General features: G+C 61.9%; 10 protein-coding genes. 2 read left to right on the forward strand and 8 right to left on the reverse strand.

Going from position 1 to position 11,564, the window contains the following annotated elements:
* Positions 1–18: 18 nt before the first annotated feature.
* From Q0H50_RS05750 to Q0H50_RS05775, 6 genes are all read right to left on the reverse strand, one after another.
* Positions 19–297: a MarR family winged helix-turn-helix transcriptional regulator gene (locus Q0H50_RS05750; protein ID WP_294420392.1), complete on the reverse strand. Its 279-nt coding sequence runs from the start codon at positions 295–297 to the stop codon at positions 19–21.
* A gap of 251 nt (positions 298–548) precedes the next feature.
* Entirely contained in the window at positions 549–2,510 is a 1,962-nt protein-coding gene (locus tag Q0H50_RS05755) for a hypothetical protein (RefSeq protein ID WP_294420394.1), read from the reverse strand.
* 257 nt (positions 2,511–2,767) lie between these two features.
* The gene (locus Q0H50_RS05760; RefSeq protein WP_294420396.1) at positions 2,768–3,772 is read right to left on the reverse strand and encodes an aldose 1-epimerase family protein; all 1,005 of its coding nucleotides are present in this window, start codon (positions 3,770–3,772) and stop codon (positions 2,768–2,770) included.
* A gap of 220 nt (positions 3,773–3,992) precedes the next feature.
* Entirely contained in the window at positions 3,993–4,976 is a 984-nt protein-coding gene (locus Q0H50_RS05765) for a TlpA disulfide reductase family protein (RefSeq protein ID WP_294420398.1), read from the reverse strand.
* Positions 4,973–5,914 carry a 4Fe-4S binding protein gene (locus Q0H50_RS05770; RefSeq protein WP_366936634.1) on the reverse strand — a complete coding sequence of 314 codons (942 nt, stop codon included), beginning with the start codon at positions 5,912–5,914 and terminating at the stop codon, positions 4,973–4,975. Before Q0H50_RS05770 ends, Q0H50_RS05765 begins: the two co-directional genes overlap by 4 nt.
* On the reverse strand, positions 5,907–6,044 hold the full coding sequence (locus Q0H50_RS05775; RefSeq protein ID WP_294420409.1) for a CD1871A family CXXC motif-containing protein: 138 nt from the start codon (positions 6,042–6,044) through the stop codon (positions 5,907–5,909). Before Q0H50_RS05775 ends, Q0H50_RS05770 begins: the two co-directional genes overlap by 8 nt.
* Positions 6,045–6,144: 100 nt before the next feature.
* Between Q0H50_RS05775 and Q0H50_RS05780 the strand changes: the two genes are divergently transcribed.
* Together Q0H50_RS05780 and Q0H50_RS05785 are read left to right on the forward strand one after the other, a co-directional pair.
* Positions 6,145–6,819 carry a response regulator transcription factor gene (locus Q0H50_RS05780; RefSeq protein ID WP_294420411.1) on the forward strand — a complete coding sequence of 225 codons (675 nt, stop codon included), beginning with the start codon at positions 6,145–6,147 and terminating at the stop codon, positions 6,817–6,819.
* Positions 6,816–7,958 carry a HAMP domain-containing sensor histidine kinase gene (locus Q0H50_RS05785; protein WP_294420403.1) on the forward strand — a complete coding sequence of 381 codons (1,143 nt, stop codon included), beginning with the start codon at positions 6,816–6,818 and terminating at the stop codon, positions 7,956–7,958. Before Q0H50_RS05780 ends, Q0H50_RS05785 begins: the two co-directional genes overlap by 4 nt.
* Positions 7,959–8,241: 283 nt before the next feature.
* Here the strand turns inward: Q0H50_RS05785 and Q0H50_RS05790 are convergent, their stop codons facing one another.
* Both Q0H50_RS05790 and Q0H50_RS05795 read right to left on the reverse strand, forming a co-directional pair.
* The gene (locus Q0H50_RS05790; protein WP_294420404.1) at positions 8,242–9,603 is read right to left on the reverse strand and encodes an SPFH domain-containing protein; all 1,362 of its coding nucleotides are present in this window, start codon (positions 9,601–9,603) and stop codon (positions 8,242–8,244) included.
* A gap of 144 nt (positions 9,604–9,747) precedes the next feature.
* Positions 9,748–11,199 carry a hypothetical protein gene (locus Q0H50_RS05795; protein WP_294420407.1) on the reverse strand — a complete coding sequence of 484 codons (1,452 nt, stop codon included), beginning with the start codon at positions 11,197–11,199 and terminating at the stop codon, positions 9,748–9,750.
* Between the last annotated feature and the right edge of the window lie 365 nt (positions 11,200–11,564).

Consider the following 11,564-nt stretch of genomic DNA (forward strand, 5'->3'; position numbering starts at 1 on the left):
CTTGTGAACAACCGGATTCTATTGCTTTGAACCAGCTCCGATGAAGTAAACGTTACCGAGCTGGGAGCCGTTTTCGTCGAAACGCGCCGTCGAGACGATAAGCCCGTCGTCGCGCATGCGGCGAACGGCGCGGTCGACCGTCTTCGGGCACACGCCGAGCTTTTCCGCGATGGCGTTTTTGGTATCGGAACAACCCTGAGACCCGCACGATGCGATATAGCCGAGGATCCTCAATTGCGAATTGGTCAATCCCACGCTTCGTTGCCGCTGAGCTTGTTCCGCTGCGATTTGACTCACAGCAATCCCCTCACTTTTCTGAAAGCCGACGGAAACGGTCGCTCAAAATCTAACTTGGGGTACTTTAGCGCAACGATATCACGTGCGTCAAGCGGTTTGTGTCACCCCCTGTTCAACCGCTCGGTATTGATTCGTTTCGTGCAGCTATAACTGGTTTATATGAGCTTTTGAACCAATGAGCTGAAAATGAAACGCAACAACTCTCATTATTCCGTGGCATTTGGGGGCCGGGGGAATCGTATCTCAACTCTTTAGTGGTTGCGGCGCCTTGCTGCAGCGACCGCCACGGCGGCGCTGGCTCCGGCGATGCCCAGAGCGGCTGCCGTCAAGGCTACGTCATCGCCCGTGGCGGCAAGGTTGCCCGTGGCGGGTTTGGTTGCCGCGGCATTAACCGTCGGCACCTTGGCGGGGTCTTCAGTGCTGGTCGTGCCGCTGTTGTCGTCGCCAGACTGCTGCTGCGGGCCAGGCGCTGCGCCTTCCGGCGTGAAGGTCAGGTCAGTGCTCAGCCACAGGGTGTAGATCATGCCGCTTTCGGAATCGACTTCGCTCGCCTCGCCCACCTGGTAGCCGCATGCCGCGCCGTTGATCATGAGCTTGGCATCGGGCGCGAAGTAGAAGCCGCGTGCCGGCTTAAGGTACACGCCGTAGCGATACGTCACGCCAGGCTTGAAGGCGTCGATGTGATTCGTGATGTTCTGGTCCCAGAACTCGACGGAGTTCACTTCGCTGCCGTCGCTGCCCATCCAGTACTCGCACTGGAAGATGGCGTTCGAGCCTTCGGGAGTGCCTGCCGTGAACACCGGCTTGTCGCCTGCCTTGAAAGTGGTGGTGGCGCCGTTGATCTCGATCAGGTCGATGGCCTGCATTTCCACGATCGGCTGCTCGCACAGCATATTCGCCGCGTTCGGGGCGAACACGCCCTCGACGGTCTTAATGGTGTTGCTCGCCCATTGACCGTTGACGTTCACGTTGTAGTCATCGGCCAGGGTGTTGCCGTCCTTGAGCCGCAGCTCAACAGAGTACATGTAGAATTTACCCTCTTCGAACTGGGTGATCTTCTTCATGCCCGGCGCGTACTTGCCAGGGTCGGAATACCAGAAGGCGACGGGCGTGAGTTCCCTAGGATCGCTGCCGTCCATTTCCTCCCAGCACTCGTAGGCGATTTCGTACTTGTCGGCATCGGCGGCAGGGATCGTCGCGGTCGCACGCGGGGCCTCGCCGGGCGCGTAGTCGGTCTTCACGTTGTCGACGTTCAGGTTCTCAAGGGCTTTCTTTTCCGCCGAAACGAGCGTGATTTCGCTGTTGATGTTGTAGCGGAGGTAGTAGTTGTCCCTGGTTTCGTTAATGATGACCGAACCCGGCTTGAAGATGTCATCAGGGTCGCCGATGAGGATGCCGCCTTCATAGTCGGTGCTGACGTAGGTCAGGGTCGCATTGACCAGCAGGTCATCGCTGCGCGTAAGGCGATACGAACCGCTAGCGGCGCCGCCCGTGAAGGACAGCGTCAACCTCATGTGATTGCCAACGGGTTCGAAGCGAGCCGTCACGTCAGCCATGGATTCATCCAGAACTTCGACAAGGCTGCCCGAGGCGGCATCGGCTCTGTAGTACTTGACCTCGGTGATTACGCTGCGCGGCTCTTCGGGTATGCCTCCCTCCACATCGGGGAAGTCGAAGGTGTAGGACTGTCCCTTCACGAGCGTGACGTTGCTCGGAAGCACGCAGTCCGTGTAGTGGTCGACCACGGTCGTGTTGACCTTGATGCCGCCGCCCTCCGTCACATCGGTGACGCCACGAGCCTGCATGGCGTCCGCCGGCAGAGCTACAGCGTTACCGTCGGAGTCGTTTTGCCCTGCGGCGGCATTTGTCGGCGCGGCGACGTTATCGGCAGCGTCGCTCGCCGTCGCAGCCGGCGCGGCGGGCTGAGCCTGCTGGGAAGCAGCCTGCTGGTCTGCTGAGGCGCTATTGCTTGCAGGCGCGGAAGCGGCCGGCGCCGCTGGCGCAGGCGTCGCGTTTGCCGCGGGAGCGGTTTCCGCCGCGGGCGTTGCCTGAGCCGCCGGCGCCGCGACCGCAGCAGCGTCGTTCGTTGCGCCGTCCTGATCCGCCGCCTCAGCGGCAAGGGAAGCGGCGGGCATGAACAGCTGCCCCGCAATGAGCGCGCTCACTCCGACGCAGGCGATCTTGGTGCCCGTGCGGCGCTCCGCTCCGTTCATCGGCGAGCAATCCTTCGCATGCCGCGCTCGTTGTTCAACGTTTCGTTTGCGCATAGCTGCCTCCTTGGTCAAAAGCCGGTTTCCATGGAGACACATTGCGCCACATTCTTCTTATTGCCTAGGTTCGCATATGCGAATCCCCCCGCCCACCTGGGGTTTCTGCGCCCAATCACTTCCTTGTGCCTAAGATGCTTATGAGTATGATACTCATAAGCATCTTATAAAAGCAGTCGATTGGGCCTTGATGCGGGGACCGGCTAGAACAGCGTGATATGGAACGTGCGCTCGTTGGTTTCGCCTGGGGCTAGCAGCGTCATGCCGGCTTTGTGCTCGAACACGTCGTCCTCGTCGTGGGCGGTTGTGTGCCCCGACCACGGCTCAAGCGCCACGAACGGCGCATCGTTGGCCGCGGACCATACGCCGATAAAGGGAAAGCCCGGGAACTCGACGCGCACGCCGTGCCCGCTTTTCGTGCCCAGCAGCGTGAGCACGCTGTCGGGAACGTCCGTGAACATGAGCGCATCATGGGCGAACGACGCGTGCGTGAGCGTCACGGTATCCGAACCTTGCGGGCATTCGAACGCATTATCCCAGCTCATAAGGCCATCTTCGCCGATCACCGGCAACGTGCAGCTCCAGAGGCGAGCGAACTTCAGCACGTAATCATCGAAGGTTTCGTTAGCAGCATCGCCTTCGGCAGCGCCCGCAACGGCGCCCGATTCCCCGCGTGCTTCGTTGGTAGCAGCACTCGCTTTGGCGCACGCTTCGCCCTCGCCCGCATGCGCATCTTGTGCCGACGCCCCCATGGGCACGTTGAACGCCGGATGCCCTCCCACGCAAAACGGCAGCGTCGCGTCGCCGGTGTTCGTCACGCGAAACGTCTGGGAAAGCGTGGCCTCGCCCGTGATGGCGTAGGTCATGTTCAGCTTGAAGCTATACGGATACGCGCCGCGCGTCTCAGTCGAATCGCGCAGCTCGAAGGTGACCGACGACCCATCAGCGACGCGATCGATCACCGCATGCTCGTAGTTGCGCGCGATGCCGTGGCGCCCCATCACGCACGGGCCCTGCGACGATTCAGCACGCCCATCGCGCAACGAACCCACAATGGGGAACAAAACCGGCGCCCGCCTGGCCCAAAACCGTGGATCGCCCTGCCACAGGTACTCGCGGCCATCCAACTGTAGGCTGAGCAACTGCGCTCCCATAGGGTCGACGGCAGCGCTCAGGCGCCCATGGCGAAGGGAAACGGGTTCGGGCATGACGGGTCCTTTCTTTCGATATCGCTTGCTATCCTACCCGCAAAAAGCGGCGCCCGCATGATATACGGGCGCCGCCATCAAGTTTGCGCATCGCGCTTTGCCGCGCGAGTCGGGGCCGATGCCTTGCTCCCTCGGTGCCGCATGGAAAGCTATCCGGCCTGAAGACCCGCGTTGCCCGCATGCCGCAAACCCTTGCCGAGCACAGCGTAACCGACCCGCTTTATCGTCCGCCGTTCGCAATCGCTTCGTCGATCAGCGCGTCGAGCTTCTTCGCTTGGTCGCCCGACGTGATCGCGCCGACGATGGGCTGCCCCACGATGTTGCCGTTGCTGTCGACCACGTAGGTGGTCGGATACGAGTACAGCTTGGAGGTGAACTTGCCTGCTTCGCTATCCGAGCCGAACCAGATGTTCTTATAGGACACGCCCTTTTTCTCCAAGATGCTCTTCGCCTCGGAAATCGCAGCTTTGTCGCCGTCAAGGGTAAAGGAATTGACGCCTACGACCGCGCCGCCCTTGTCGGCAAGCTTCTGGTTAAGCGCCTCCAATTCCCCAAGCTCGCCCACGCACGGCTTGCAGGTAGTGAACCAGAAGTTGACAACCGTAACGGTGTTGTTCGAGAACAGCTCATCGCTGCTCACGTCGTTACCGTCAAGGTCCTTCCCGCTGAAGCTCGGGAACTTTTCCGTCCCCTCGGCTTTTGCCGTCATACCCGCGCTCTGGGCGTCAACGCTCTCGCCCTGGCCCGGCGTGCTGCCACATCCGGGGAATTCCTGTTCCAGGGCCTCAAGCTTGTCCTCGATCCGCTTGATCTGCTCCGCCCCGGTTTTCAGCGTTTCCAACTCCTGTGCCGTGAACTTATCCTTGGCGCCTTCCAGCGTAGCCAGAAGGAAGTCGCCATAGTTGCTGCCGTCCTCGATCATCGGGTTTTCCTTGCTTGCCGAGAGGAACAGCTTCTCCCAAAGCTGCAAATCGGCCGAAAGCACTTCGTTTTCCTTCTGCATAAGCTGCTCGTACAGCTTCGTCGCCTCATCGGCGTTGCTCGGCTGCGCCTCGATCAACGCGGCAGCATCGGATGCGCCTGCCGGGCTTTGCTCGCCGCCAGCGGCGGCGGAGCACGCGGCAAGGCCGATTGCCAGCAGGGATGCTGCCAACACCGCCGAGATTTTCAACAGCTTCGCATTCATACTCTTGGTCTTCCTCATTTCGATTCCTCCGTTTTTCGATCGATATCCGTCATTCGAACCCTATCCGCATCCGCGGCGCGACGATTGCACGGCACGCACATGCCGAAGCGATAGCTGATGGCATCAGCAGGGCAGGCGTTCACGCACATCCCGCAGCGAATGCATTCGGCATGATCCGGCGAAGCCGTCACGTCAACGTCCATCTTGCAGGTTTGCGCGCACGTGCCGCAGGAAACGCATTTGCCCTGATCGACCTTCATCCCCAGCAAGGAAACCTTGTTCATCAGGGCGTAGAACGCGCCGAGAGGGCAAACCCATTTGCAAAACGGTCGATAGAACAGCACGCTCAGCACGACCACCGCGATCAATACCGCAAGCTTCCAGGTGAACAGCGCCCCCAACGCCGATCGGATGCCGCTATCGACGAGGGAAAGCGGAATCGCGCCCTCGAGAACGCCTTGGGGGCAGATGTACTTGCAGAACAGCGAGTCGCCCATGCCGACGTCGTTCACGAGCACCGCGGGCAGGAGCACTACGGTCAACGCCAACACCCCGTACTTCACGTATCTCAACGGCTTGAGCTTGCTCGTGGGCAACTTCTTGCCCGGGATCTTGTGCAGCAATTCCTGCAGCCAGCCGAACGGGCACAAAAACCCGCACACGAAACGTCCCAGCAGAACCCCCGTCAAAATCAAGAACCCGGTTACGTAATACGAGAAGCTGAACTTCGACGAGCCGACCACCGTCTGAAAGGCGCCGATTGGGCAAGCGCCCGCAGCGGCTGGACAGGAATAACAATTCAAACCAGGCACGCACACCGCTTTCGAATCGCCCTGGTGAATGCCGCCCTTAAGAAAGTTCGGCAGGTGGATATTCGAAAGCAATGCGGCACCCGCCTGGATAAACCCGCGGGAACGGCTCAAAAGCCACGATGCGTGGAAGTTTCCCTTACCCAATCCCAACACACTCCAAACACAGCCTGATAGCCTTGCTGAGCACGATGTCGACCTCGCCCCGAAGGGCGCCGAAGCCGATCATGGCCGCCCCGACGACCAGCAAGATCACCTGGAATATCGCCTTCCTCATTTTGAACAATCTGCTACTCCTTTCGTTTTCCAGGCATATGTAACCATGTCTGCTATAAAATCCGCGTTAAGGAATGACACATATGAGCCGGAGGCCCGATATGCGTATTTTGGTTGTCGAGGACGAAAAGGCGCTGTGCGACGCGATCGCCCGCAGCCTTCGCCATCTTGCCTATAGCGTCGATTGCTGCCATGATGGGCAAACGGCCATCGACCTGCTCGCCATCGAAACCTTCGACCTGGTCGTACTCGACCTGAACCTCCCCGGCGCAGACGGCATGACGGTGCTTGAAACGCTTCGGGAAACCGACAACGACACGAGGGTGCTGATCCTATCGGCACGATGCGACATCTCCGATAAGGTAAGCGGCTTGGACGCGGGAGCCAACGATTATCTGACGAAACCGTTTCACCTAGAAGAGCTCGCAGCCAGGATACGAAGCCTGACCCGCAGGCGGTTCATCCAAGATAGCACCGTGCTGACCTGCGGATCCATCTCTTTCGACACGAACTCCCGCAAGGCTTCCGCAAACGATCGGGCCCTTTCCCTAACCCGAAAGGAAACGGGCATATTGGAATACCTGATGCTCAACCAAGAACGGCCGGTTAGCCAGGAGGAGCTCCTCGAGCATGTGTGGGACTGCAACGCGAACAGCTTCAGCAATTCTGCCAGGGTCCACATGTCGGCGCTCAGGAAGAAGCTGCGCGAGGCGCTCGGGCACGACCCCATCAGCAACCGCATAGGACAAGGCTACGTGATGGAGGAGAGCGAATGAAGCGCCTTTCACTGCAATGGCGTATCACATTGACGACGGCTGCCCTCGTCTGCGCGGCCTGCCTGTCGATGAACTTCCTTGTCGGCTACTCCGGAATGCAATACATGGACGAGATCGGCAGCGAGGTATCGGCTTATAGCAACATAAACGAAGGGGCTCCCAAGTCATTCGACCCAGGAAGCAAGGACGTCGGCAACGAGCTGACGATCGTAGTGAGCGACGCGCAAAAGTCGTTCGGCACTACAAGCTGGTGCATTACCGCTGCGGTGACGCTGATCGGGGGCGTGCTCGCATACTTCGCAAGCGGCCGTGCGCTCAGACCCCTGAGGGCTTTCGCCGCGCAAATCGAACACGTGCAGCCGGGGAATCTCGCCGATTCGAAAATCAGCGAGGACGTGCTTCCGGAATTCAAGAGATTCAGCGAATCGTTCAACGGCATGATAGATCGCCTTGACGCGGGTTTCGCCGCGCAGCGCCAGTTCACCGGCAATGCCGCGCACGAGCTGCGCACGCCGCTGGCGCTCATGCAGGCCCAGGTGGAGCTATTCTCGGTAGAGCACCCTGATGCGCCGCCCGCAACGAACGACCTCCTTAAGCTGCTGCGCGAGCAAACCGAGAGAATGTCGAGCATGACGAGCACATTGCTCGAAATGAGCGAGCTGCGCGCCATCCCCTGCAACGACGAAATCGAACTCGCACCCCTGATCGAGGAGGTGCTAGCAGACCTCGCCCCGCTCGCCGATCAAAAGGGCACCGCCCTCGCCCGCCGCGGGAACAGCCTGGTGAACGGCAGCGATCCATTGATGTATCGGATGGTGTTCAACCTTGTCGAGAACGCTATTCGCTACAGTCGTCCCGCCTCGACGGTCGATGTAACGGTTGATGAGGAAGACGATCGCGTTCTCGTCCGCATCGAAGACGAGGGTTTCGGAATCCCCGAACAGCACCGAGACAGCGTATTCCAGCCGTTTTACCGCGTCGACAAGTCCCGCAGCAGGGCATACGGGGGCGTAGGGTTGGGTCTGTCGCTGGTATGGGAAATCGCGACGCTTCATGGTGGCACGATTGAGGTTGAGAGCAGCTCCAGCAACGGTACCGTCATGCTCGCAACCCTCCCGAAGCTAGGCGTCGCGAGGTAGCCGATTAGGCTCTAAGTGCGCCCCCACCACAGTTCGAGCGCCACGAACGGCGCATCGTTGGCGAAGAGAGCCTATCCGCAAAAAGCGGCGCCCGCATGATATACGGGCGCCGCCATCAAGTTTGCGTATCGCGCTTTTCCGCGCGGGTCGGGGCCGGATGCCCCGCTTCGCACGCTTGCAAACGAACGGCCTTTCCAAGCGCTCAGCTGCCGGCGGGGCCTACGCCCACGCCGCGCCGCGCGGAACGGGCCAGCAGCGCATATCGCGCGCCAGCCGCTTCCCCTTACGGGCGCTTCGTGCCGCAGTTGCTGCAGAACGCGCCGGTGTTGTGCTGGCCGCACTGGCAATCCCAGCCGCCGTCGCCTGCGGGCTTGGGGCTGCCGCAGTTGCAGCAGAACTTGCCGCTGTTCTTCGCCCCGCACGAGCAGGTCCACTCGCCGGCCGCCGCGGGCGGCTCGGGCTTGGGGCTGCCGCAGTTGCTGCAGAACTTGCCGGTGTTGGAGGCGCCGCAGGAGCACGTCCACGCATCGCCGCCTGCAGCAGGGGCTGCCGCAGGAGCGGGCTCGGGGGTAGGCGCCGCGAAGCCGCCGCCCGCTGCCACGGGATACTGGCTTTGCGGGGCGCTGCCGCCCTGGCCGTACAGGCCCTGCGGGTTCATGCCGCCCACCGCGTTGACCATGCCCATGCCCATGAAGCCCATCATGGCGCCGTTCTCGTTCGCGGCAGCGGTGCGCATGGCGTCGGCCTGCGATGCCGCCAGATTGGCAGCCGCCATGTTCGGGTCGCGCATGACCGCGGCCTTCTGCAGGTCCTTGATCATCTGCTCGTCCTCTTCGGACGCCGCGATGGCGTTCACGCCGAAGCTTGCCACCCGCAGACCGCGCAGCTCGCCCCACTTCTCCGACAGCACCTCGTTCAGGGCGTCGGCAAGCTCGGTGGTGTGCGCCGGCACGGCCGAGTAACGCACGCCCATGGCGCTGATCTTCGCGAACGCCGGCTGCAGCGCGGTCAAAAGCTCGCTTTTCAGCTGCGAGTCGATCTTGTCGCGCGTATAGGGCTCCTCCACGTTGCCGCAGACGTTCTTGTAGAACATGAGCGGGTCGACGATCTTGTAGGAGTACTCGCCGTTGCAGCGCACGGAGATGTCCACGTCAAGGCCGATGTTGGCGTCCACCACGCGGAACGGCACCGGCTGGGCCGTGCCGTACTTGTTGCCCACGATCTCCTTCGCGTTGAAGAAGTACACGCGCTGGTCCTTGCCCGTGTCGCCGCCGAAGGAGAAACGCGCGCCCACGCGCTCGAACGACTTCTTGATGCGGTCGCCCAGCGTGCCGGACTCGCCGAAGAACAGGCTGGGCTCGGTGGACTTGTCGAACACGAACTCGCCCGCCTCGCCGCAGGCGTCCACGATGGCGCCCTGCTCGACGATGATCATGAACTGGCCCTCGTTCACCGCGATGATCGAGCCGTCCGAGATGATGTTGCTCTCGCCCTTGGTGTTCGAGCTGCGGCCCTTGTCCGAGATGCGCTTCTGGCCCTTCGCGCACAGCACGTCGGCCTCAAGCGAATCGCAGTAGAAGTACTCGCGCCAAGAGTCGGCCAGCACGCCGCCTGCAGCTCCGATACCCGCTTTGATCAAACCCATGATGTCCTCCTTCTCCGATGCTGCCTGTTCGTTCGTTATCCCAAAACCTGATCCGTAGAGCTTGGTTATATCCGATCGCCTGCGGCGCCGGCCGTTCCGTTACGGAAGCGATGATCGGCGCCGTTCGCGACCGGTGAAAATCGGTTACCGCTTGTCGTCGTCATCCGTTTCCACAAGCGTGCGCGTCTGGTACGAGGTGACGAACGTGTCGTCGCTGCCCGTTAGGTCGAAACTGCCGTTGACCACGTACGCATGCGCGCTGCGCTGCTCCACCGCCGTTTTCATCTGCGAGTAGAAATAGAGGCACACGCCGGCCGCCACGACCAACGGCACGCCCGCATCGACGGCCACGCGTGTGGTGGTGTCGTCGAACTGGATGAACCCGAAGTCCACGCCCAGCATGACGGCGCCGACCACCAGGAAGATGCCCAGGAACCACAGCACCACCTTCAACGGCGACACCGGCAGATCGCCCACCAAGCGCCCCGTCTGGCCGTTCATGGCGAACAGGAAGTCCTTGTCCTTCCAGCGCGTGTGCAGCATCCACACCGGCAGCAGCGCCTGCTTGATCTCGGAGAACGACACTTCCGCGTCCACGTCGGCCGGGTCGACCTGGTCGTAGCCGGTGACGGTGTCGCGCAGCTGGTCGGCCAGCGTGTTCTCCATGCGGCGCACGGCGCGATGGCAGCACGCGTCGGAGTCCTGGTCGTAGCGCTCGGCGGAGAAGCCGGGCAGGTATGCCACCGAGAACGGGGTCAGCTCGTCGTAGTCGAACGGCTCGATGGCGTCCATATGCTCGTCGGGCATCTTCGCCGAACCGTCGGCGGGGATGCGCGTGAACTCCGACGATCCCTGGCGCCACGCGTTGTACACGTGGGTTTCCGTGACCTCGTACTTGCCCTCGCGCCAGGTGCGGATGTTGCGCGCCTCGAAGGTGCCCTCGCCGCTGGCCGATCCGTCGTAGAGCCAGAACGGCACGTACACGCCCTGCACGTGGGCGATGCGGTTTTGCGCGGCGAATTCCTTCGCGAGGAACTTCTTGCCCTTGTAGTAGTCGGTAAGCGCCTGCTCGGCGGCAGCTTTGTCCAGCTTGAACGGGATGACCAGGTCGGGCTTGGCGGTGTCCACGAACGAGCCGGGCGCCATGGCCTGGTTGCCGCAGTACGGGCATTCCTGGATGGCGGTGGTGGCGTCGGACGTCAGCTGCGCGCCGCACGACGAGCACAGGTACGTGCGCATGCCCGCGCGCTCCTCCTCGTTCCAGCTGGCGCGCGAGAGGTACGAAGCGATGGAGCTGTCGGCCTGGGCGCCAACCGCCACGGCGGCGTCGATGACATCCTCGGTGACCACCGACGATGCGCCGGCGGCCTCGTCGGCCATGCGCTCGAAGCTTGATTGCTGCCCGGCTTCGGCACGCGCGGCCGCGGCCTCGGCCTTCTCGTCGGCCTCGCGCTGCTTGGCAGCGTACGCCTCCTCGACCTGGGCCGGCGTGAACGTCGATTCGCAGAATTCGCACTCGAGCATGCCGCTATCGCCCTTGTAGCGCAGCGGCCCCATGCAGTTCGGACATTGATAGTTCACCGATTCTTGGGCCATGGTTTTTCCCTTTCCCGAATGCGTATATGGAGAAAACCTCTGCTAACAGCTTACCAAAGCCGGGCGCTCCAAGAGCGCCATGCTGTCCCATTTTCAGCCGCATTTCAGCAACCCGCGGCCCGACTTTACGATCCGGGGAACAATGGCGGACCGAGCGCGTACAATGAGCCGAAACGAGCAAACGGGAAGGGGAAGGCGGCCATGGACGTCGACCGCAAACATGTGCTGATCGCGTGCGCCATCGCGGGCGCCGTTTTGGGCCTGGTGCTCGCCGCGCTGCAGGCTGCAGGCCCCTTCGCCACGCCGAACCTGCACGGCATGCCCACCGGCGCATCGCGCTCGACGGGCTTCATGCTAGCCATGGC

Origin of the sequence: uncultured Senegalimassilia sp., assembly GCF_934632265.1 — a bacterium.
Lineage (GTDB): Bacteria > Actinomycetota > Coriobacteriia > Coriobacteriales > Eggerthellaceae > Senegalimassilia.